This window comes from Methanobrevibacter sp. (genome assembly GCF_017409525.1).
GTDB lineage: Archaea > Methanobacteriota > Methanobacteria > Methanobacteriales > Methanobacteriaceae > Methanocatella.
The window spans coordinates 193,154-214,111 of sequence record NZ_JAFQSO010000004.1; the positions used below are offsets into that span (position 1 = coordinate 193,154).

Consider the following 20,958-nt stretch of genomic DNA (forward strand, 5'->3'; position numbering starts at 1 on the left):
ATTTTTAATCAAAATCCTTTAATTCAGCATTTTCGTCATGGATAGATTTCAATTCATTCAATTCCTTTATTTCATTGTCTTGTTTCGTTTTCCCGTGTTCACTAATCAATAAGATTATCTATTATTTCAAAAAGCTCATGATAGTTTTCAAAAAGATTCACAATTTCATCATCATTTTTAGACATCAAAACTATCTTCAGCCGCTTGTCTTCTTTAAAGATTTTCACTTGGTCTGATTCATTATTGTCATCGAATGCATCAAGAATTAATGATTTGATTTCATTATATTTATCTTCAGTTAAATTATACATTCTATTGTGGTTTAAGATATCCATTGCATGAATAATTCCAGTATCTTGCCTATCAATACAGGAAGACAGTCTGATTTTGGTATCCATATAATAAGGGGCTTCGATTTTGTCTCGGCGAAGCACAATGGAAATTTTTGATATCACATGGTTATCATCGCAATTTTCATTCACAAATTTAACCAATTGAAACTGCTTTATATTTCCACCATTGTTCATGAAAGTCATGTTAATATATTATTTCGATGTTCATTAAGAAATTTATGTTTTTTTTAGAATGTGGAGGGCATTGCTTTTTTGTAATGCGAACTGCACTGGCAGTGTGAATACGAACCACAGGATGTTCATCATTTTCTGCAATCCATTCTAATTTATCCAGGTAAGGTTTTACACAATCAGGGTTTCTTTTTCCAATTACTCTAAACATTTCCGGTGCTTCCATTCTGACTTTCTCCGCCGAATCAAATATCATTTGGTAGAAAATCTCCAGTTTTTCACAAAACAATTCCGGAGCGTTCATTGCAATGTTTTCACATGCCCAGATGAATGCATGTCTAACGTTGTATGATTCATCATCTTTCAATTTCATTAATTTGTCAATATATGGAATAATCAAATCTTTATTGGCCCGGCCTATCCTTCCCATTGCATTTGCTGACCTTTCTCGCAATTTGGGATTGTCAGCTTCCAGGTAGTCTGCAATATCTGGAACATGCCCTTCTATTTTGGCAGGATATTTCAGTCCCATTTCTCCAAGAATCCATAGGGCCTTTGCTTTCACGGTAATTGAATGATTTTCATTCAATTTAACTGCAATATCATCTATATTTTCTTTCCAGTTTTCCTTATTTTTTGTTAAGGCTCTTAGTTCTTTCAGTATCTCTTTATCATCACTATCTCTTGACATATTAATGCTTTCAAGTATTGTTTTATTAATTATTGATTTTGATAGTAATTAAATTAATGCAAATGTTGGGCATTCCTAATTCAAAAATTTAGGTATGCCTAAAAATTTATATAGTATTCCACACAACTATTATATAAATCAAATTAACCTACGGAGGTATACTTATGAATTTAGAAGGCGTAGAAAAAACAATGCTTTTAACATTATTTGCCAAAGCAAAGCATTCACAGCAAAAAAATCATAAATTCTATGATTCAAAGGCTATAGAAGTAATTTCAAAAGTTGATTATGATTTCAGCATAGCTGAAAAGGACAAATTCATGCAGCTTGGAACAATCGCAAGGACAATCGTATTGGATGAAATGGTTGGTGACTATATCAATGCCCATCCTGAATGCACAATTGTGAATATTGCATCTGGAATGGATACACGTTTCAACAGGCTGGATAACGGCAAAATCAATTGGTATAATGTGGATTTGGAAAACTCAGCAAATTATAGGCTGAAATATATTGAGGATACAGACAGGGTAAAAACACTCGCCTATTCCGCAATGGATTCAGGTTGGGCTCAAGAAATCCTGATAAGGAATGATGTCCTATTCATTGTTGAGGGACTGACAATGTATCTAAATCAGAAGGATGTGGAGGACATCATTAACATAATAGATGAGAATTTTGATAAATGCACAGTCTTCATGGAGATAATGCCTCCAATTTCAGTTGAAAACACTAAAGAGGAATCAATAGAGGATACTGACTCCAAATTCATATGGGGCGTTGAAAAAGGTCATGAATTGACAGAATTTAACCATAACTTCAAATGGATTAAGGATGTTAATCTGTTTGAGGGGGTCAATGTCTATAAGCCACACTATAGGATAGTTACATGGCTTCCAATGTTGAGAAAAAGAATGGATTATATTGCTGTTCTTGAAAAATAAATCATTATTGTTAGTAAGTGCTTTAATAAGTACTTGCTAATTAATTAATTAAATTTTTAAATGCAAAATCATAGCATTTTTTCGCCTATCCGCAACTTTCATTGAAATTTTTGCATACAATCCTACTTTTTTATTTAACATTTTGATTGCATCTTTATAAAATCCCCTACATTCTATCAATTGGCAATCAGCTTTTTTTGCAAATTCATTGGCATCTTCCAGATAAAAATACATAATTGCTGATGAATTCCCGGTTCGTTTAACATAGAAATTTGTATATTTAATTCCAAATTTGTTGGTGGCATCAAAGATTAATTCCGCATTTTCAAAGATATTCTTAGTGGCACTGATGAATTTGAGAACATCGTTCTCATGGAAATACTGGAACACTCCAGAAACTATCATTAATGTTGGTGAAGTGGTGTCTAATTCTTCACACCACTCAAGTTTGAATAGATCTCCTTTAATGAATTTTTCATTTTCTCCCACTTCAAGGTATTTTTCTCTCAGTTCAATCACTTCAGGTAGGTCAACTTCAAAAAACATAGAATTCTTTCTATTAATCCTATAGTATGATGTTTCAAGACCCACTCCCAAATTGACAATATTGCATTTATCATGATTATCGATGTAATTCTGTACCATCTGGTCTAAATTGTAGCTTCTAGCAACATTCGCTATCATCGCCCACCGCATATGCGTATCTGCCTTTAGCACAGTGATTGATTTGAAGCAGACGGGAGGAGAGGTTATCTTCGATAAATACATTATCCATATTGTCAATATTGATGTTCATGAAAGCGATGACGGTTCCATCAAATAGGGAGTAAGTTTCCATTTTTCCATATTCGGCATCTTTTCCCAGTTCAATTGTCTTTTTTGGACCTTCTTCTATAATTGAAAATTCGGATTTTAAGACTTTATCAAACATTCCATAGAGATTTTCATTCATATACTTAATTTATGACAATTTTTTATTAAAGTTAGTGGTGAACCTAAGCATCAGAAGTTTCATACGAATTGTTCGTATTTCATGTGATTTTTGCTATCTATACTTTTTAATGAAGATTGCCGTGACGATGACCGTTGCAATAACCGAAATTATGTTTGCAGTCATTGAAGGCAGTCTCAAACCTTCCTTGGCTTGCAGGATATATGCAAATCCAATTAAAGTACACACGACAGCCGGAGCCAATGTAATGATGTACGGCTTTTCCTTTTTAATCAGATAGGCGGTTGCAGTAAATAGCACTATTGTAGCCACTATCAATTGGGACCAGGCAAAATATCTCCAAATCAAACTGAAATCAACAAAGGTTAGGCCAAATGCCACCAGACCCAAAGGCAATCCTATTTTCAGCCTTGTAATTAACTTGTCTTGACCATGATCGAAGTGATCGGCAATTGTTATTCTTGAGCTTCTGAGTGCTGTGTCTCCTGATGTAATTGGACAGATAACAACTCCAGCAATGGTTAAAATCAAACCGACAGGTCCTATCAATGTTTTTGCCATTTCATAAACGGCAACTGAAGGGCTTGAACCGTAAATTACTGCAAGCTGTGGCTGGCCATGGAAAAATGCCATTGCAATGGCTGCCCAACAAAGGGCTGTTATGCCTTCCAATACCATTGCGCCAAAAAACACTGGCCTTGAATCGTTTTCATTTTCTATGCATCTTGCGACAATCGGGGATTGGGATGCATGAAAACCGGAAATGGCTCCGCAGGCAATGGTGACGAATAGGTATGGGAAAATAGTTTTATCAGTCAGATACAATCCCTGTGTTGTAAACTCTGGAATTGTGTATCCCGGATTTAGAATCAATGCTCCTGTCATCAAAACTGCCATGATTAGGAACAATACACCGAAGATAGGATATATTCTTCCGATAATTTTATCAACCGGAAATATTGTTGCAATTAAAAAGTAGGCAAATATTATTATTATCCAAATATGTATATGGACATTAGTCAGGTCGGCAAGTAAATCCGCAGCTCCTGTTGCAAAAGTGGCCGCAACGAAAATACCAGTCAGCACAATAAGAATCGCAACAACCTCTTTTATTTTGCTTCCCAAATACTTTGAGACGATATTCGGCATTGTCAGCCCATCATTTCGAAGGGACATGAATCCTGAGAAGAAATCATGAACTCCACCAATGAAGATTGTGCCCAATGTAATCCATAAAAATGCTGCCGGACCAAATAATGCACCTTGTATTGCTCCAAAGATTGGCCCCAAACCGGCGATATTTAAAAAATGAACTAAAAAAGCCCTGATTCTAGACATGGGCATATAGTCAACACCGTCATGCAATCTATATGCTGGAGTTTCTTTGGTCTCATCAACACCCACAGTCCTTTCAACAATCTTTCCATAAACAAAGTACGATGCAATCAATGCTAAAAGACAAATGATAAAACTATACATTGTAACATATTTTTGTATTTCAATTATAAAAAAAATTTTCGCATTGTGGAAATGCACTTGCATTTTGACTGATCAGCACAGCTGATTCATGATGGATTGGCAATGATGCGCTTTAGCATGATGTTTCAACGGTTCTTATGGAAGGCCATGATAAGGGCCAATTTCGAATTTAAATTTTGGGCGGTAATCATGAAAGATGGTATACGAACTATTTTATATGAATTAAAACGAACAGTTCGTATTTATTTTTAATTTGCATTTTAATTTGTTTAGTTTTTCACTTATTTTATTGAACAAGATTGCTTTTTTCAATTATAGTTATATTTATAAACCTATAAATTACTAATATACTTATAACTATGGGAGATTTTAAAATGAGCGAACAGAAACCCATCCAAATCTTTTCAAATTCCAATGAGAATGTTGGAGTCAATGTTGTCAAAAGCCCAGTAAAACTTACAATTCTAGAAATGCTCAGAGATAGAGATATGGAATTCGATGAAATAGTCAGCAATACAGGTAAATCAAAATCCACAGTTTCAGTTCATCTTAAAAGTTTAAGGGAAAGTGGAATCATATCTTATAAGGTTCATCCTGTCGATAATAGAAAGAAAATATTTTATTTAAACTCAAAATATATAGGGTCTGTTGACGTTTCCGAGCCAAAGGAAATTGAGGAAACCAAAGCTGATTACCTTGTAAAAAACATCGTGGATGAGGACGCCGAATTTTCCACTTTACTGTTCCATACTCTAAAGGCCATGCTGATTCAGGAAGGAATAAATATAGATCCGATTTTGCAGTCCACAGGAAATAGCATTGGCAGGTCCATCTTTGACAAAGTGTATGATGACGATTTGGATGTGTTCATGGAAAACATCGCCGGTTTTTGGCAAGAGAACGGTTTAGGCAGAATCACTTTTGATGTAGGCCAAATCATTAAGATTACCACATACGATTGCTTTGAATGCGGATTGCTTCCAAGAACTGGAAAACCTGCCTGTTATTTGGACACAGGAATCCTAGAAGGATTGTTCACGGAATTTTTCAACCTCCCAGTTAGCGTCATTGAAACCCAATGCTATACGATGGGTGATGAAAAATGCGTATTCGAGATTGAACCCCTTGGGATTACAGGTTACTAATCATCTTCAAATTTAATTATTGTTGTTGTTAGATAAGGCTTTTCGTTGGAAAATCCTTCTATTATCTTTTCATTTTCACGTGTGCAGTTCTGCACGGAATAAATTTCCTTTTGCCTTTCATCCTGCTCTATTGTTTTTTCCAGCTCAGAAGTGTTTCTGGAAGCTTTCATAAGCACAATGGAGTCACTGTATTCAAGCACCTGTTCCAGCCTGTCATCTATTTTAGGAACAATGGACAATATCTGGTTCTGTTCCACCAATGCCTTGTTTCTGGCCGCAGCACAGGCTGTAAAAGAGGTGATTCCCGGCACTGTTTCAATTTCATATTCTCCAATCAGCTTCTTCTGGACATATGCGTAAGTGCTGAACACTGATGGGTCTCCGAGTGTAATGAAAGCGACATCCCTTCCGCTGTTTAGGTATTGGGCTATCATTTCGGATGCGCTTGTCCAGATTTTTTCAAGTTCCTCTTTATCTTCAATCATTGGAAAAATAGGTGTAACAAGCATTAATCTTTTATAATCGTCTCTTTCTTCAAGTATTGGCTTCACGATTGATAATGCAATACTTTCCTTTTCTTTGGATGATTTTGGTGTAAATATAACCGGCACTGATTTTAAAATTCTAGCAGCTTTCAATGTAAGCAATTCTGTATCTCCAGGTCCAACACCAATTCCGTATAGTTTTCCTTTTTCTGCCATATAATCACTTTTAATTACAACATTTTTATTTATATATTACTTTTCAAATGCTCTTCCTATAATTTATTTATATTATCCTAACTAATATATCTTTAATGTCAAATTCTATTTTTTGCCCAAATTGCGGAATGTTGAAAAGTAACTGTACATGTGGAAAGTACGCCAAAAAGGAATCTGAAGGTCCAACCAATCTATTCAGCTTTTCCAAACCTAGGACCTCATCCATATTGGACGATGAAATTCCCGAAGTCTATTCAATTGACAATCATAAGCTGGATGAGGGAACTGCCGCATATCTAAAGGAAATTTATCCCGCAATAGATGAGGAGATAATTGAAAACTTTCCATTTACAGAGCCTAGATCAGGTCAACTGGATATCATTCAGGATATAAATGACGCTATAAGAAAAGGATACAAGTACATCATCTTGGAGGCGGGCACCGGCACGGGCAAATCTGCAATAGCCACAACACTTGCAAAAATGTATGAATCAGCCTATATCCTGACCATGACCAAGCAGCTGCAGTCCCAATACTCAGGGGAGTTTGACTTTCCTTTGGTTAAGGGCAGGGGTAACTTTTCATGCTTGAATCAAAACTTGGAAACAACCTGCGACATGGGGGCATGCAAGACAGCACCAACATCCAAAAACTTTTTCTGTCAATATGGGGTTGCCAAAAATCCGTCTCTCGATGCTGAATTGGCATTTGAGGATTCATTCGGTGGCGCTGTTTTTTACCAGTCAGCCAACCATTGCCACTATTGGAACCAGAAGGCCAATGCAATCAATTCCCCAATAACTTTGATGAACTATGACTATGCGATTGTCGAGCTTAATTACGTCAAGCATTTCGCTCCACGTTCCCTTTTGATATTGGACGAAGCCCACAATATAGAGAACAAATTGATGGCCACGATGGAAGTTACATTATATAATCGCACCCTTGAAAAGGACATTAGCAAGAGAATATCAGAGGAAACATTAAAAGATGGCGAGCTTTCAGATTGGAAGATGGAGGTCAGTGCGATTCGTGAAAGCTATGAGGATATAGACTTGAAGGATGTTGCAAAAAACAAGGCCGACAGAATCAGGTCCACAATATCCAGATTAAAGACTCTCAGCAATAACCTGGAAAAGGAGCCTAAAAATTGGGTCATTGACGCCGATGAGACAGGTGTCGTTTTTAAGCCGTTGAGGGTGCACCACTATGCCAAGGATAATCTGTTGAAGTATGGGGATGTCGTTATCTTCATGAGCGCTACAATACTTTCCCATAAGATGTTTTCCAAATGGCTGGGCCTCAATCCGAATGAGGTCTATCACATTAAGGTGGACAGTCCGTTCTCAAAGGAAAAAAGACCTATCATCCTGAATTTGGCAGGAAAGATGTCAGCAAATCGCATAAAGAATACTGCCCCAAAAACAATACCAATTCTGCAGGAAATTCTAAAAAGACATGAGGGAGATAAGGGTTTGATTCACACTCACAGCTATAAGTGCCAGCAGTATATTCTCAATAATCTCTATAACACCAGGCTGATTTCACATTCATCAAAAAACAGGGAGCAAATCCTGGATTTCTTTGAAAAAGATGAAAATCCTTTAGTTTTAGTTTCACCTTCAATGAGTGAAGGCGTTGATTTGCCTTATGACAAGTGCAGGTTCCAGATCATCTATAAGATACCTTTCCCTTACCTTGGAGACAAGCAGGTGAACATGAGAATGAAAAGGGACAAGAAATGGTATGCATACAAGACAGTAATGACTCTCATGCAGGCTTATGGCCGTGGAATGAGGGCAGAGGACGATTCATGTTACACATACATCATCGACAGTGACATCAACATGCTGTTCAAAAGTCCGATGTACAGGTCATTGATTCCCGACTTCTTCAAGGAAGCGGTTGTTAGGGTTAAGAAATAAACGGACCTGGAGGGATTTGAACCCCCGATCTCAGGATCCGAAGTCCTGCGTCATATCCTGACTAGACTACAGGCCCAAAAATAAATCTATTTTTCTTTTTCGTCGTTTATAGAAATAATTGGAATGTCATCGATATCTTCAACTTCAGCAAAGATGTCGTCGATTGATTCGCCTTCAAGAACTGCCTGGTTATATTCGAGCTCTTCAATTTCCTCAGAAGTCAAACCCTTTTTCTCTTCGGGTTTTTCACGAGCCGGCGGGATTTTATCAATCTCTTCTTGAGTTGGTGGTGCTGGTTTCGGTTTTGATGGTTTGAGTTTATTTTTCAAGTCTTTAAAACTGAATTCTCCAATTTTGTAAGATTCCTTGTCGAGAGGAATTTTACTTTTTGGAATGACTTTTTCGGTTGGTTCATCTTTTTCGGGTTTTGCATTCTTTTTGTCTTCATCTTCAATTGAATCAATGCTTTTGAACCAACCATCCATTGGATTTCTAAATCCTATTATCTTATATAATCCATATGCTAGGAATAACACGCCTAATATTAAAAGGCCAACTGTTATCACGTTTGTTTCGCCTGAAACAACATTGTCTATGATTCTTTCACTTCTTGTTGAGAATACATATGCTGAAAGTCCAAGGAATACCGCTCCTAAAACTGCGCTGACAATAGCTAAAAGGGGAGTCTTTCCAACCTTGGCATTCACCAGATTGTCGAAGCTTTCCGAAAGTTCCCCTGAAAACTCATCGAAAGCGTCTCCTCCCTCATCGTTTCCCTTATCCTCTTCCAGTTCATTTTCTGAAGGAGCTTTGATTATAAAATCTTCATCGATAGGAGTTTCCTCTAAATTAATTGCATCCCCTCCATCCTCATCGGGATGGTAGATGAATTCATCATCGATTTCTAAATCTTCGCTTTTATCCTCGTTGAGATATTCGATTAGCTCTAAATCCTCTTCAATATCGTCAGGAGAACCTTTGTCGTCACCCTCTGTGACATTGCTAATCATGTCCTTGAGATTTGAAATCCTATGATCTTTTTCTTCAGAATCTTTCATAAGAAATCCTCTTTAGTCGTATGCTCTCCAGGTGTGTTTGCATTTAGAACAAGTAAAAATTCGGGTTGGCGCCTCATCGGCACTTCGGGTTTGTATCAATTTGTATGTCGCTTTATCGTGTCCGCATTCCGGACAGGTCTCAGTTACACTAGGACCCACTTCAATGTCTTCTCCAAGCATCTTAACTGTTTCTTCAGCTACTCTTTTAGCAGAAACTTCATATTCATCGTTGTCTGCCAAATTTTTAGAATATCCGCAGCTACATTCCAGCTTCCCATCTTTTGGAAGCAGCATAGCTCCGCATTCGGGACAAAATTCCATTTAACTCTCCTCTATTAATTTTTTTGTTTTAACTCTATATACTCATTAAATTTTTTTTTTAACTTATTTAAATATATGCCCTTTTTAGCCCCTTTTTGCTGTTTTTAGGCAATCTTTAATTATTTCTTCATGGTCAAAAGCCAAATCGATTTCATCCAATTTTTCGGGTGAAAAAATTGCAATGTCTGCCGCATCGCTATCGGCTTTTTTAACACTCATATCCCCTTTTGCAGTATATGCCACTGTAACTGTGTGTCCTCTTGGGTCCCTATCCGGTGCGGAATAGACGTTCACTAAATCCATAAGCTCAACATCAATGCTTGTCTCCTCTTTGGCTTCTCGTATGGCTGATGTTTCCACGCTTTCACCATATTCCACAAATCCGCCAGGCAAAGCCCAATGACCTTTGTAGGGATCATTCTTTCTTTTTATTAAAATAAAATTAAAATTTTCATCAAAAATAAAGATATCAGTGGTTAATGAAGGAACTTTGTAATTTGACATCAAATCACATAAAAAAAAATAAATGGGAAGCTATAAAGCTTCATCGATAAGTTTTTTGAATTCGGAACTTTCTTTTTCGAGTTCTTCGGCTGCTTTTTTCAATACGACTCTAGGCCTTTTTCCTCTTTTTGTCTTTATTGTCATTTCAGGTTTTCCGGTAAGAGGATGGTCTATATTGTAAACAGCATATTCAACGTCAGGGTCCTGCATTAGGATATGCCTTAATGCATTGCAGACTCCGTGACTTTCATCCTTTACAATAAATGTTAACTCTAAAGTTTTGTCTTCTATAATTTCAATATTTTCCATTTTATCAACCTTAATTAATCATTGACGTAATTTTTAGACACTTTACGCCTTTCCTTTTTGTTACATGTATTACATTGAAGCTCATTTCCCTTTGAGGTGGTGTGCATGTAGTCCCTGCAGCGTGTGCACATTGCTTTGAGCACTCCGCATTCGTCATCAACAGTGCCTAAATCAACATTATCTCCGGTAATCTTAACCACTTTTGCTTGAATTATGTCTCCTATTCTAAAAGCGTCTCCTAATTTTTCAAGATAATCTTTTTTAGCCTGGGATATGTGAATGGCTCCCATATACGGCAAGGCTAATGGTCTTGGATTGTCTTTGATACAGTCAATTTTTACATTTGCCCTTTGAGGCTTGATATCAGTGATTTGACCGTATACCATATCTCCAACTTTCAGAAGTGCAGGTTTTGTAGCACCTTCAACAGAAATAACCTTCATTTTTTGATTAATTTTAACATTGCCTATTACTGATGATTTTATATCACCATTATCATCATAAGTACCGTCTCCTGGAAGATACTGTTCGATAATTCCTAGCTTATCTCCAGGCAATACTACTTGTTTGTCTTTCATACTCATATTAAAAATCACCAAAATAAAGATTTTATAAAATTTTCTTAATATTATAATTTTATATTATATTAATATTTAAAGCTATTTGTAACGTTCATGGAATAGTATTTCATCCAGCTGATAGTTTTCCCATTCTCTTTTGTTCAGCACAATCTCCAATTCCTGAGGTGTTAATAATGGTTTTTTATACATTTGAGAATCATCAATGGCTATTCTAGGGCATGCACTGACTACAAAGGCCTCTAGTTCAAGATAAGGTAGCAGTATATCTGGATTTATATGGTCTGCCAGTATGATGTAGGCTTCCATTCCATTGTCCTCTAAAGTCTTTTTGATTTCCTTTGCAAGGCTCATCCTGTATTGGCCTTCCTTTGAGGACACGATGATTCCCCATTTCGTTGCGGTCCTTGCCTTTGTTATCCTTGCAAACCTTATCCTTAAAATCCTGTCGGCGTATTCATCCATTTTCCTGATTTCGTTGTTGTATGGATCCAGTGCAAGAACGGGGGTGTTTGAAAAGAGATTTATTCCCAAAGGATGGAAATTTCCGCTGCCTACAAAGAGGAACGCTTCAACATCCAGGTCCTTGATTGATGAGAAGTTGCATCCCAGTACCTGCCCTTTCCTGGTTGATGGGGAGGAGCCTAAAATCACTTCCTTTCCATTGTCTTCAAGATAGTCCTTGATTTCAGCCAAAAGATGAAGGTGCTGTGTAGTGGTAACCAATCCTATTCTTGAATAGCCTTTAAGTTCATCAAGAGATTTTTCAAGGCTTTTTTTAATGTCAATGTTTGAGAATGCTTCAATGAATAGTGTAGGAACTTCGTATTTCAGCGGAAGAGGTGTGTGTCCGTAGTGGACAATCAAGTCGACTGAGCCTTTCATCTTATAGTCGCTCACGTCGCAGGCTCCAAAACAAGGGTCTCCGGATATGATAACTGTCGCTTCAGTTTCCACCTCGATTTGCTTTGCAATCTTGACGGCTTGCATTTTAAGGCCTTCTGGAAATTGAAGACCAACAGTTTCGGCATCCCTGGAATTGATCTTGCGGATTACTTTGTCCACATCCATGTTGTACATTGACATTTTAATCTTCAATTGTCTTTTCAATCACGACTTTTCCATCAATGACATCCAGCTTTACAATTGACAATACGTCAACACCGGTTTCCTTTTTGACAATTTCCTTTCCTTCGCCTTTTTCGATGACTGCCACGGTGGATTTTATTTCAAGGCCCAAATCCTGCAGGGTTCTGATTAGGGCTATCAATGTTCCTCCGGTACTTACGACATCATCGATGAGCAGTATCTTTTCGCCTTTGTGAAGGTCGTTGATGTAAAGGTTTGATGAGCCGTATCCTGTTTTTTGATAGACTTCAGTTTCGCCTTCAAGGCCGTATTGCCTTTTGCGGATTACGACAAAGGGCTTGTCTGTTGCGAGGGACAGTGCAGTAGCCAGATGTATTCCCATTGCTTCAACAGCCACAATTTTATCAACATCCAAATTTGCATGTTTATGCACGGCTAGGGATAGTTCACGCAACATTTTAGGGTCCATTGCAGGAACGCCATCGCTGATTGGATTTACAAAGTAATTATAGTCGCCTTTTTTAACGATTGGTGACTCTTCCAAAGATTTCTTAACTTCCTCTAACATAGTCTCACACAAAAATTTTAAAACTTAGATAAATATAAATATATTTTAATATAATTATATAATTTTGCTAATACAATTTTATTTGAGTGATAAGAATGGCAATGCTCGGAAACTTAGGAGAAAATCTTACTAATACAATGAAGAAATTAGTGGGAATGTCTGTTATTGATAAAAAGACAATCAAGGAAGTTGTAAAAGACATACAACGTGCATTAATTCAATCAGACGTTAATATTAAATTGGTTTTAGATTTATCAAAAAAAATTGAGGAAAGGGCTCTTGAAGAGGAACCTCCGAAAGGTATCACTCCAAGAGAACATGTCATAACGATTATTTATGAAGAGATGGTAAACCTTTTGGGCAGCGAGGCCGCCGGACTGGACATTAACGAGAGGCCTTACAAGATTCTGTTTTTAGGTCTTCAGGGTAGCGGTAAGACCACAACCATCGGTAAGCTATGTAGGTATCTTCAGAAAAAGGGTTTCAATCCTGCTGTTGTCTGTACAGACACATGGAGACCTGCAGCATACGAACAGCTAAGGCAATTGACAGAAGAGATGGATGTTCCGCTTTATGGTGATCCGGACAACAAGGACGCACTTGATTTGGCTGAAAAAGGTTTGAAAGAGTTCAAAAACAGAAAAGTCATCATTTTCGATACTGCAGGTAGGCACAAGCAGGAAGAGGACCTGATTGCCGAGATGGATGAGCTCGACAACATCATCAACCCTACAGAAGCAATCCTTGTAATCGACGGTACCATCGGTCAGCAGGCCGGCGAACAGGCAAGGGCTTTCTCACAGGCCACCGACATCGGTTCCATAATAATCACAAAACTGGACGGTTCCGCTAAAGGTGGGGGAGCTATGTCTGCTGTTGCAGAAACAGGCGCTCCAATCAAGTTCATCGGTACCGGTGAGAGAATCGATGACTTTGAGCTGTTCGACCCTGAAAGATTCATTTCCAGATTGCTTGGAATGGGAGACATCAAATCCCTTATAGAAAAGGCTGAAGAGAACATCGACGAGGATGTTGCAGAGAAGACCATGAACAACATGCTGAGCGGAAAGTTCACATTGATGGACATGAAAAACCAGTTTGACATGATGAACAAGATGGGTCCGATGCAGCAGGTCCTCAACATGATTCCGGGCATGGGAAACAAGATTTCAAAGGAAGCCTCCAAGATGACCGAGGACAAGATTGACACCTATAAGGTCATGATGTCTTCAATGACCGAAGAGGAGATGATGAATCCGAAACTCATCAAGCAGTCACGCATCCGCAGAATTGCCCGTGGTTCCGGCGTTGAGGAAAGTGAAGTCAAAGAGCTTTTGAAATATTACAACAACACCAAAAAGACCATGAAAGGTTTCGGCAAGCGTGGCGGACGTTTGGGCGGCGGAGCGATGAACCGCATGATGGGTCAATTCATGAACAGATAGCATGTACGGTTTAGCTAGAGAGATTTTGGATGAGACTGACGGAAAAATCTGCAGGCATTGCCTTGGCCGCAAGCTATCCAAAACGATAGAAGGGTCCAACAACATCGAAAGGGCCGAGAAAGTGTCCGAAGAGCTGGGCATTGATTTGAACGATGCTGACTGTGCAATATGCGGTAACCTGTTTGACAAGATCAATGATGATTTGTTCGCCAAGATAGACGATAAGATCAACCAGCTGGGCATCGAGTTCGAAACGTTTCTTGTCGGCTCGCAGATAGACAAGGACATCCAAAAAAGGGATGAGGAACTATCAGAAAAATTCGATTTGGATGTTGAAACCATCAAGAAGGAAGTCAATCGTGTAATAGGCCTTAAAATTTGGGAAATATACGGCAAGGAAGCCGAATTTGAAAGGCAGGACATTGTATTCAATGTCGATTTGAGAAAAAGTCCCAGGGTCAAGATACAAATCAATCCATTATATATTGAAGGCAAATACAACAAGTTCAAGCGTGGCATTCCCCAAACAAAATGGCCATGCACCAAATGCAAGGGAAGGGGATGCGAAGAGTGCAATTTCACAGGAAAGCAGTATCCTGAATCCGTTGAAGAGCTGATTTCTGAGCATGTATTGAAATTGACCAGAGGACGTGAAGCGAAATTCCATGGCGCCGGCCGTGAAGACATTGACGTGTTGATGCTGGGCTCTGGAAGGCCATTCGTTTTAGAGATAAAAGAACCTAGACTTAGAAATCTTGATTATGATAAATTGGAAGAGTGCTTAAACAGAATCAATGAAGGAAAAACTGCCTATCACAATCTCCATCCTTGCGAGAGACCAAGAAAGGCAGAGATTAAGCAGTCTTCTCCAGATACCTATAAGGTTTACAACGCTATCGTAAAATGCGATGAGGCATTTGACAGTGAAAAGCTAGTTGAATTGACTAAATTGAATGAAATCCACCAGCAAACTCCATTAAGAGTTCTTAGAAGACGAACAGACATGATTCGTATCAAGCACGTGCTGGATTTGTCATATGAAATCATCGATGAGGTGACCTTCAGCATGCGCATCAAGACCGAAGGCGGATTGTACATCAAGGAACTGATTTCAGGCGATGAAGGAAGAAGCAATCCCAATGTAAGTGAAATATTGGGCGTCAATGCAATTTGCGAGCAATTGGATGTAATTGAAGTAAGTGAGAAGTAGATATTATGGCAGAGGAGTTTACACATTTAACAGACAGTGGAGTACATATGGTTGAAGTTGGGGAAAAACCTGACCAAAAAAGAAGAGCTATAGCCAGCGGAAGCATATTTCTGGATGAAAATACAATTAAACTAATTCAAAATGAGGAGATCAAAAAGGGAAACGTTCTGACTACCGCTCAAATCGCCGGAATTCAGGCTGTCAAGAACACATCATCAATAATTCCGCTTTGCCATCCTTTGGCTTTGACCGGAATAGAGCTTGATTTTGAACTGAAAGATGATGAGATAATAGCAACATGTGCCGTCAACACTTTAGGAAAGACAGGTGTTGAAATGGAAGCTATCACCGGTGTCAGCGTTGCCTTGCTTACAGTGTGGGACATGGTAAAGGCTGTCGAGAAGGATGAGGACGGACAGTACCCAGACACCAGAATAAGCGATATCAAGGTAATCAGAAAAGAGAAAATCTAAAGTTTATATACTATGAAGAAAATAATTATATTCAGTTATTTTTATAAATTAATTTAATGGAGAATTATTATGGCGAAAAAAGATAATAAGATTTCTATGCCTCAAACCGGTGCAGGTTTGGTAAGATACTTTGATGAAGAAAGTTTAGGCCCAAAACTTTCACCTGAGCACATTATCATTGGTACTATAGTTTTAGCTATATTTTGTTTTGTTTTAAGATATTCAGCTTAATATTGTTTTTTTTAAAAAACAATACTACTTTTTTTTATTATAGATTATTATGTTGACTAAAAGAATTATTCCTTGTCTAGATTGTGACTTGCAGGTTCCAGAAGGCCGGGTTGTCAAGGGCGTTGAGTTCAAGCAGATAAAATATGCCGGAAATCCGGTTGACCTTGCGACACGCTATTATGAGGAAGGCGCAGACGAGGTTGTCGTTCTAGACATTACCGCATCACATGAAAGGCGCGCTACAATGGCGGACGTTATTGACAGGCTAACAGAAAATGTGTTCATGCCAATCTGTGTAGGTGGCGGAATAAGAAAGGTCGATGATTATATCAAGATGCTTAGGGCAGGCGCTGACAAGTGCTCAACAAACACAGCGGCCATCAAGAATCCGGAGCTTTTGACCGAAGCTTCCAAAGTGGTCGGATCACAGGCCGTAGTGATTGGAATCGATGCGAAAAGAAGATATGTCTCACATCCTGATGACGCACCGGACAAGATAGTAATCGAGACAGATAAGGGCTACTGCTGGTTTGATACAAGCATCTATGGCGGACGTGAGTTTACAGGCATCGATGCGATTGCATGGGCAGTCAGATGTCAGGATCTGGGTGCCGGAGAGATTCTTTTGACAAGCATGGACGGTGACGGAACCCAAAACGGATATGACATTGAGCTTAACAAGGCAATCAATGATGCGGTCGACATTCCGGTAATAGCAAGCGGCGGTGTCGGAGAGCCGAAGCATATCCTGGAAGTGTTTGAAAAGACAGACGTTTCAGCGGCCCTTGCAGCAAGCATATTTCACTTCAATCAGTATTCAATTCCCACAGTTAAGCAGTACCTGAAAGAAAATGACGTGGCTGTTCGCTTATGATAATCAAGGCACCCATCGATTTGCAACTGACTCAGATGTCAGGCCAGACCTCCCAACCTCCATGGAAGTGTGTTGATGGTGGTTTCAGTGATGTTGTAATGGTCGAGGGAAAACCTGTTCTTTTTGATGTGAAGCAATCCGGCGAGTTTATTGATTTTAATTTTAAGGGCGATGTTTCAAAATCAGCAGCCATTTCGAAATTGAACTACATCTACGATCTTAATTTTGATTTGAATGGATTTTATAGGTACTTATCCAACCATGCAGAGCTCTGCGACATGTCTGAATTCTGCAATGGCTTGAGACTCTTTCTTGCAAAGGACGAATTCGAATGCATAATCTCATCAATCTGTTCTGCCAACAATTCAATCAAGCGATGGACAAAATCCATAAGCGATATAAAAGAGAAGTGGGGAAAAAACTATTTCAATAACTTTTATTCTTTTCCAGACAAATCCGTAATTCAGGATTTATATGAAGATGACGAGGAAGAATCGTTGGCTTGTGGAAAATGCAGTGGAAACAACTTGAAATCATGTGGCGTAGGTTATCGTGCAGGCTATATGAAAAAAGCTTCAGAAATCTTTACACTTGAAATTGACCTTTCTGAAATTCCCAAGATGTCCTATGAAGAGGCTTTTGAGACTATTTTAAAAGTGCCGGGAGTGGGTCCAAAGGTGGCTGACTGCATACTGCTTTATGGATTTGACTTCAAGGAGGCTTTTCCATCTGATGTATGGATAAAAAGGATTGTTTCTTACTTATATTTTGATGGAAAGGACATAAGCGTAGCCAAGGTGCGTGACTTTGGAATGGAGGAGTTTGGCCAATATGCAGGCTATGTGCAGCTGTACATGTTTCATTATGCGCGAAAATCAGGCTTGATGGCCAAATTGAAATAGCTTAAAAAAATATTTTAAAAATTGGTTTTGTCCAGGTCTATAAAATTGATTTTAGTCTGAATTATTGCTTTAATTTAATAATTAGACTTATATAATTTGAAAATCATATATTCGTGTGAAGATTGGAAGGTAAAAATCGTAAGATTTAGCCTGCAAGTCCTTGTCGCCACAGGCGACGACTTTCCATATTTGTCATGGTCAATTAGGTGGCTGTAGGTTCTTCATTCTTTGTATATTTCTTTTATTTTCTATTAATTCATTGAATTGCAGGGTTAATAGTGATTGGACATTTTTCATCATATTCATAGAAATCATTATCAATCCAAAATCCAATAAGTATTACTATGAAAATCAGATATGCTACAATGATTGTCGATGACATGCAGGAAAGCGTTGATTTCTACACAAAAACATTGGATTTCACTTTTGATGAGGAGTTTGATGTTCCCGGAGGAAAGATCACACTTTTGAATGGTGATGGCTTTGCGGGCATCGAATTAATCCAAAGCGATGCTTTTGAAACAGGCATATATTCCATAGGAATGGATGTGGAAGACATCAACGAAGAGATTGAAAAATTGGAAGAGAAGGGAGCCAACATTGCCTTAATGCCTGTTGAAACACAGGTGGGCTACATGGCAAGAGTTATTGATCCCAATGGCATCAACATCGTTTTAGTGCAACATACAAGGTAGTCAAATGCAATCAAAGAATCTAATCCTTTTAATATGTTCGGTATTGTCGTTTTTCACGGTGTTTGCCGTAAATGCAGTGATTGTCATAATTCCGACAATCGCAGCCGAGTTTCACATGAGCAATATCGTCCAGAATTGGGTTACCATCATATTTTTGCTGGTCGTAGCCGTAATGTCGGTTCCAGCAGGACAGATTTCGGGAAAATACGGCCTTAAAAAGGTCACAATCCTAAGCATAGTTCTCTTCATCATCATTTCTGTTGTCAATGTATTGGTCACAACCCAGGAGATGTTCCTGTTCAGCCGTCTGATACTTGGAATAGCATTGTCGTTTATCAACGTCACATCAATGGCGATGGTGGTGTCCGCCTTTGCACCTGAAGAGAGGGGAAAGGCCTTGGGAATCAACATCACTGCAGTCTATATCGGTTTATCCCTTTCTCCAGTTCTGGGAGGGATTTTAAACTATCAGCTGGGCTGGCAGTCCGTAGTTCTCTTTGGCGTCCCGTTCCTGTTTGTCATTTTGGCCTTGCTTTTAACCAAGGTGGATGAGGAATGGATCACCTTTAAAAATGTAAGTCTTGACTTGAAAGGCTCTGTCCTTTACGGCATCGGCATGGTGCTTTTCATGTACGGCTTCACGATACTCAATGAGACATCTGGAGTGATATTGACAGTTCTGGGTGTAATTGTCCTGGTGATGTTTGCATTTGTCGAGCTTAGGGTCGACAATCCGGTATTCGACGTGAGGTTTTTCAAAAACCACAGGTTTCTCTCAGCCAATTTCGCATCACTGTGCGCATATCTGGCCACTTTCGCCGTAACGACCATTCTCAATTATCACCTGCAGTACATAAAGGGATTCGATTCACAGACAAGCGGAATAATCTTGCTTGCCGCTCCGCTATGTCAGGTTGTCATCGCCCCGATAGCTGGAAGGCTCTCTGACAGATATGTTCCACAGATTTTGGCTGCAATTGGAATGGGGCTTGGAACGGCTTCACTTGTGATGTTCTCGTTTTTGGACAGTGGAACCTCGCTTGAGTTTCTAATCATATCCATGATACTTTACGGTGTCGGGTTCGGGCTGTTTTCCCCGCCGAACACAAACGTAATAATGAGTTCGGTTCCTCCAAAGGACACTTCCGTTGCATCTGCCGCCGTTTCGACCATGCGGACAGTCGGCCAGGCGATGAGTATGGGAATCCTGACCTTGGTCTTTGCCTTTGTGATGGGAAATGTAGCTATTGAGCCTGGAGTCTATCATCTGCTTATCAGCAGTTGCCAGATAACCTGCATCATTTGCGTCGTGCTTTGCGTGGCATCCGTGTTTGCTTCTTTTGTGGGAATCAGGTCTGCAGATGAGAATTAGGAAATGTTTTTTTCCCGTAATATTGCTTTGATAGTGAAAAATTGATGTCAAATCAAAGTGAATTTATAAATAAGATTTTTTAAATACACATTATCATAAATGTGATTTTCTGCACATCGAATATTTTAAAATAATAATTGAAATAAAGTATTTTTAACAATCAAAAGAGGTGAAATTATTTTGCAAAATTTTGAGGAAGTATTCAATCAAAATCCTGAACCGTATAGTTCGATTTATGAATTCATTAAAAGCACTGTTTTAGTAAAGTATCCCTGTTTGACATCATGTCATCAAAGTAACTTTGATGAGGAGGGAATCCCTAAAGTTCAGTACTATATTAGATATGCTGCGGATTTAACACTGGAAAAGTGGCATAAGCTAAGAGTCATGATCGAAAAGGATATTGAGAAATTTTGTTTAGATTCTGGAGTTTCTAAGGATCTTTTCATGGAGATTGATTTTATTGTGACTGTGGATGGTGATTACTATTTACAAACAGGGAAAGGATTTTAAGGATATTAAACCTGGTAAAATATTCCTATAAGTATGCTGAATGGAATTTCACAAGCATCAATTCTGCATTTGAAATTGCAGAGAATATTATTAGAACATTTAATGACTTAGATAATTAAAAACTATTTTAGAAAAAATTTATCTTAATTTTGCAAGAATGCCTCGACCTCTTTAAGGTTGGGGATGAATTGCGCTGTTGGGTGTACTATTTTTTTTTAATTAATTTTGTTGCATTTTTTTTATTTTGTGTTTTCTGGAGGCTATTTTAGGTCATGACTTTTTGTTCGGTATACTTTCTTTTTTTATTGTGGGGTATATTAAATTGTTTTGGGTGTGAAAAATTGCTCTGAGTTCGTTATTCGATTACTTTTCAAATGCTCTTTCTCTTTTTTTATATAGGAGTAATTTATAAATGATATATTATTCAATTAATAGTAATTAATTGTGGTTTTAAA

Annotated in this window: 25 protein-coding genes and 1 tRNA gene; 12 read left to right on the top strand and 14 right to left on the bottom strand. The window is 38.3% G+C overall.

Annotation, left to right across the window (positions count from 1 at the left end; all coding sequences use genetic code 11):
- Nucleotides 1-101: 101 nt before the first annotated feature.
- Nucleotides 102-536, bottom strand: a complete 435-nt coding sequence (locus IJE64_RS02535) for a hypothetical protein (RefSeq protein WP_292781570.1) — start codon at nucleotides 534-536, stop codon at nucleotides 102-104.
- Nucleotide 537: 1 nt separating this feature from the next.
- A complete protein-coding gene (locus IJE64_RS02540; RefSeq protein ID WP_292781573.1) occupies nucleotides 538-1,215 on the bottom strand; it encodes a sister chromatid cohesion protein PDS5 in 678 nt (225 codons plus the stop codon).
- Nucleotides 1,216-1,379: 164 nt separating this feature from the next.
- Here IJE64_RS02540 and IJE64_RS02545 point away from each other — a divergent pair, with 164 nt between their 5' ends.
- Nucleotides 1,380-2,159 (top strand): class I SAM-dependent methyltransferase, encoded by a 780-nt coding sequence (locus IJE64_RS02545; RefSeq protein ID WP_292781576.1) that lies wholly within the window; start codon nucleotides 1,380-1,382, stop codon nucleotides 2,157-2,159.
- A gap of 48 nt (nucleotides 2,160-2,207) precedes the next feature.
- Here IJE64_RS02545 and IJE64_RS02550 read toward each other — a convergent pair whose 3' ends face one another.
- The 3 genes from IJE64_RS02550 to IJE64_RS02560 form a co-directional block, all read right to left on the bottom strand.
- Entirely contained in the window at nucleotides 2,208-2,843 is a 636-nt protein-coding gene (locus IJE64_RS02550) for a class I SAM-dependent methyltransferase (RefSeq protein ID WP_292781578.1), read from the bottom strand.
- Nucleotides 2,824-3,111: a hypothetical protein gene (locus IJE64_RS02555; protein WP_292781581.1), complete on the bottom strand. Its 288-nt coding sequence runs from the start codon at nucleotides 3,109-3,111 to the stop codon at nucleotides 2,824-2,826. Before IJE64_RS02555 ends, IJE64_RS02550 begins: the two co-directional genes overlap by 20 nt.
- Before the next feature lie 93 nt (nucleotides 3,112-3,204).
- On the bottom strand, nucleotides 3,205-4,590 hold the full coding sequence (locus IJE64_RS02560; RefSeq protein ID WP_292781583.1) for a carbon starvation protein A: 1,386 nt from the start codon (nucleotides 4,588-4,590) through the stop codon (nucleotides 3,205-3,207).
- 374 nt (nucleotides 4,591-4,964) lie between these two features.
- On the opposite strand from IJE64_RS02560, the gene IJE64_RS02565 reads away from it, so the two are divergent.
- The gene (locus IJE64_RS02565; RefSeq protein ID WP_292781586.1) at nucleotides 4,965-5,735 is read left to right on the top strand and encodes a V4R domain-containing protein; all 771 of its coding nucleotides are present in this window, start codon (nucleotides 4,965-4,967) and stop codon (nucleotides 5,733-5,735) included.
- Here the strand turns inward: IJE64_RS02565 and cobI are convergent.
- Entirely contained in the window at nucleotides 5,732-6,436 is a 705-nt protein-coding gene (gene cobI / locus IJE64_RS02570) for a precorrin-2 C(20)-methyltransferase (protein ID WP_292781589.1), read from the bottom strand. The two genes, IJE64_RS02565 and cobI, sit on opposite strands and share 4 nt — an antisense overlap.
- Before the next feature lie 95 nt (nucleotides 6,437-6,531).
- Here cobI and IJE64_RS02575 point away from each other — a divergent pair, with 95 nt between their 5' ends.
- A complete protein-coding gene (locus IJE64_RS02575; protein ID WP_292781592.1) occupies nucleotides 6,532-8,361 on the top strand; it encodes a helicase C-terminal domain-containing protein in 1,830 nt (609 codons plus the stop codon).
- A gap of 1 nt (nucleotide 8,362) precedes the next feature.
- Here the strand turns inward: IJE64_RS02575 and IJE64_RS02580 are convergent.
- From IJE64_RS02580 to hpt, 8 genes are all read right to left on the bottom strand, one after another.
- Nucleotides 8,363-8,437, bottom strand: a tRNA-Arg gene (locus IJE64_RS02580).
- A 10-nt stretch (nucleotides 8,438-8,447) separates the two neighbouring features.
- Nucleotides 8,448-9,419, bottom strand: coding sequence for a topoisomerase IV (locus tag IJE64_RS02585; RefSeq protein ID WP_292781595.1), 972 nt, complete (start codon nucleotides 9,417-9,419; stop codon nucleotides 8,448-8,450).
- Nucleotides 9,420-9,431: 12 nt separating this feature from the next.
- Entirely contained in the window at nucleotides 9,432-9,740 is a 309-nt protein-coding gene (locus tag IJE64_RS02590; RefSeq protein ID WP_292781597.1) for a transcription factor S, read from the bottom strand.
- An 84-nt stretch (nucleotides 9,741-9,824) separates the two neighbouring features.
- Entirely contained in the window at nucleotides 9,825-10,244 is a 420-nt protein-coding gene (locus tag IJE64_RS02595) for an NUDIX hydrolase (protein ID WP_292781599.1), read from the bottom strand.
- A gap of 30 nt (nucleotides 10,245-10,274) precedes the next feature.
- On the bottom strand, nucleotides 10,275-10,553 hold the full coding sequence (locus IJE64_RS02600) for a DNA-directed RNA polymerase subunit L (protein ID WP_292781602.1): 279 nt from the start codon (nucleotides 10,551-10,553) through the stop codon (nucleotides 10,275-10,277).
- Between the two features lie 14 nt (nucleotides 10,554-10,567).
- Entirely contained in the window at nucleotides 10,568-11,137 is a 570-nt protein-coding gene (locus IJE64_RS02605) for an exosome complex RNA-binding protein Csl4 (protein ID WP_292781605.1), read from the bottom strand.
- 75 nt (nucleotides 11,138-11,212) lie between these two features.
- The gene (gene dph2, locus IJE64_RS02610) at nucleotides 11,213-12,217 is read right to left on the bottom strand and encodes a diphthamide biosynthesis enzyme Dph2 (RefSeq protein WP_292781607.1); all 1,005 of its coding nucleotides are present in this window, start codon (nucleotides 12,215-12,217) and stop codon (nucleotides 11,213-11,215) included.
- A 1-nt stretch (nucleotide 12,218) separates the two neighbouring features.
- On the bottom strand, nucleotides 12,219-12,788 hold the full coding sequence (gene hpt, locus IJE64_RS02615; RefSeq protein ID WP_292781609.1) for a hypoxanthine/guanine phosphoribosyltransferase: 570 nt from the start codon (nucleotides 12,786-12,788) through the stop codon (nucleotides 12,219-12,221).
- 95 nt (nucleotides 12,789-12,883) lie between these two features.
- On the opposite strand from hpt, the gene IJE64_RS02620 reads away from it, so the two are divergent.
- The 9 genes from IJE64_RS02620 (at nucleotide 12,884) to IJE64_RS02660 (ending at nucleotide 20,503) form a co-directional block, all read left to right on the top strand.
- Nucleotides 12,884-14,233 (top strand): signal recognition particle protein Srp54, encoded by a 1,350-nt coding sequence (locus IJE64_RS02620; protein WP_292781612.1) that lies wholly within the window; start codon nucleotides 12,884-12,886, stop codon nucleotides 14,231-14,233.
- A 1-nt stretch (nucleotide 14,234) separates the two neighbouring features.
- Nucleotides 14,235-15,443, top strand: a complete 1,209-nt coding sequence (locus tag IJE64_RS02625) for a tRNA pseudouridine(54/55) synthase Pus10 (RefSeq protein ID WP_292781613.1) — start codon at nucleotides 14,235-14,237, stop codon at nucleotides 15,441-15,443.
- A gap of 5 nt (nucleotides 15,444-15,448) precedes the next feature.
- Nucleotides 15,449-15,916, top strand: coding sequence for a cyclic pyranopterin monophosphate synthase MoaC (gene moaC, locus IJE64_RS02630; RefSeq protein ID WP_292781614.1), 468 nt, complete (start codon nucleotides 15,449-15,451; stop codon nucleotides 15,914-15,916).
- Between the two features lie 69 nt (nucleotides 15,917-15,985).
- A complete protein-coding gene (locus IJE64_RS02635; protein ID WP_292781616.1) occupies nucleotides 15,986-16,147 on the top strand; it encodes a preprotein translocase subunit Sec61beta in 162 nt (53 codons plus the stop codon).
- Nucleotides 16,148-16,196: 49 nt separating this feature from the next.
- On the top strand, nucleotides 16,197-17,021 hold the full coding sequence (gene hisF, locus IJE64_RS02640; protein ID WP_292781619.1) for an imidazole glycerol phosphate synthase subunit HisF: 825 nt from the start codon (nucleotides 16,197-16,199) through the stop codon (nucleotides 17,019-17,021).
- A complete protein-coding gene (locus tag IJE64_RS02645) occupies nucleotides 17,018-17,923 on the top strand; it encodes a DNA glycosylase (protein WP_292781622.1) in 906 nt (301 codons plus the stop codon). Before hisF ends, IJE64_RS02645 begins: the two co-directional genes overlap by 4 nt.
- 344 nt (nucleotides 17,924-18,267) lie before the next feature.
- Nucleotides 18,268-18,618 carry a VOC family protein gene (locus IJE64_RS02650; RefSeq protein ID WP_292781624.1) on the top strand — a complete coding sequence of 117 codons (351 nt, stop codon included), beginning with the start codon at nucleotides 18,268-18,270 and terminating at the stop codon, nucleotides 18,616-18,618.
- 4 nt (nucleotides 18,619-18,622) lie between these two features.
- Nucleotides 18,623-19,990: an MFS transporter gene (locus IJE64_RS02655; RefSeq protein WP_292781626.1), complete on the top strand. Its 1,368-nt coding sequence runs from the start codon at nucleotides 18,623-18,625 to the stop codon at nucleotides 19,988-19,990.
- 180 nt (nucleotides 19,991-20,170) lie between these two features.
- Complete coding sequence (locus IJE64_RS02660) at nucleotides 20,171-20,503, top strand: hypothetical protein (RefSeq protein ID WP_292781628.1); 333 nt, start codon at nucleotides 20,171-20,173, stop codon at nucleotides 20,501-20,503.
- Nucleotides 20,504-20,958: the final 455 nt, after the last annotated feature.

Coding starts and splice junctions, on each gene's coding strand:
- IJE64_RS02535 (WP_292781570.1), bottom strand. CDS start 536: ATGACTTTCATGAACAATGGTGGAAATATAAAGCAGTTTCAATTGGTT.
- IJE64_RS02540 (WP_292781573.1), bottom strand. CDS start 1,215: ATGTCAAGAGATAGTGATGATAAAGAGATACTGAAAGAACTAAGAGCC.
- IJE64_RS02545 (WP_292781576.1), top strand. CDS start 1,380: ATGAATTTAGAAGGCGTAGAAAAAACAATGCTTTTAACATTATTTGCC.
- IJE64_RS02550 (WP_292781578.1), bottom strand. CDS start 2,843: ATGATAGCGAATGTTGCTAGAAGCTACAATTTAGACCAGATGGTACAG.
- IJE64_RS02555 (WP_292781581.1), bottom strand. CDS start 3,111: ATGAATGAAAATCTCTATGGAATGTTTGATAAAGTCTTAAAATCCGAA.
- IJE64_RS02560 (WP_292781583.1), bottom strand. CDS start 4,590: ATGTATAGTTTTATCATTTGTCTTTTAGCATTGATTGCATCGTACTTT.
- IJE64_RS02565 (WP_292781586.1), top strand. CDS start 4,965: ATGAGCGAACAGAAACCCATCCAAATCTTTTCAAATTCCAATGAGAAT.
- cobI (WP_292781589.1), bottom strand. CDS start 6,436: ATGGCAGAAAAAGGAAAACTATACGGAATTGGTGTTGGACCTGGAGAT.
- IJE64_RS02575 (WP_292781592.1), top strand. CDS start 6,532: ATGTCAAATTCTATTTTTTGCCCAAATTGCGGAATGTTGAAAAGTAAC.
- IJE64_RS02585 (WP_292781595.1), bottom strand. CDS start 9,419: ATGAAAGATTCTGAAGAAAAAGATCATAGGATTTCAAATCTCAAGGAC.
- IJE64_RS02590 (WP_292781597.1), bottom strand. CDS start 9,740: ATGGAATTTTGTCCCGAATGCGGAGCTATGCTGCTTCCAAAAGATGGG.
- IJE64_RS02595 (WP_292781599.1), bottom strand. CDS start 10,244: ATGTCAAATTACAAAGTTCCTTCATTAACCACTGATATCTTTATTTTT.
- IJE64_RS02600 (WP_292781602.1), bottom strand. CDS start 10,553: ATGGAAAATATTGAAATTATAGAAGACAAAACTTTAGAGTTAACATTT.
- IJE64_RS02605 (WP_292781605.1), bottom strand. CDS start 11,137: ATGAGTATGAAAGACAAACAAGTAGTATTGCCTGGAGATAAGCTAGGA.
- dph2 (WP_292781607.1), bottom strand. CDS start 12,217: ATGTCAATGTACAACATGGATGTGGACAAAGTAATCCGCAAGATCAAT.
- hpt (WP_292781609.1), bottom strand. CDS start 12,788: ATGTTAGAGGAAGTTAAGAAATCTTTGGAAGAGTCACCAATCGTTAAA.
- IJE64_RS02620 (WP_292781612.1), top strand. CDS start 12,884: ATGGCAATGCTCGGAAACTTAGGAGAAAATCTTACTAATACAATGAAG.
- IJE64_RS02625 (WP_292781613.1), top strand. CDS start 14,235: ATGTACGGTTTAGCTAGAGAGATTTTGGATGAGACTGACGGAAAAATC.
- moaC (WP_292781614.1), top strand. CDS start 15,449: ATGGCAGAGGAGTTTACACATTTAACAGACAGTGGAGTACATATGGTT.
- IJE64_RS02635 (WP_292781616.1), top strand. CDS start 15,986: ATGGCGAAAAAAGATAATAAGATTTCTATGCCTCAAACCGGTGCAGGT.
- hisF (WP_292781619.1), top strand. CDS start 16,197: ATGTTGACTAAAAGAATTATTCCTTGTCTAGATTGTGACTTGCAGGTT.
- IJE64_RS02645 (WP_292781622.1), top strand. CDS start 17,018: ATGATAATCAAGGCACCCATCGATTTGCAACTGACTCAGATGTCAGGC.
- IJE64_RS02650 (WP_292781624.1), top strand. CDS start 18,268: ATGAAAATCAGATATGCTACAATGATTGTCGATGACATGCAGGAAAGC.
- IJE64_RS02655 (WP_292781626.1), top strand. CDS start 18,623: ATGCAATCAAAGAATCTAATCCTTTTAATATGTTCGGTATTGTCGTTT.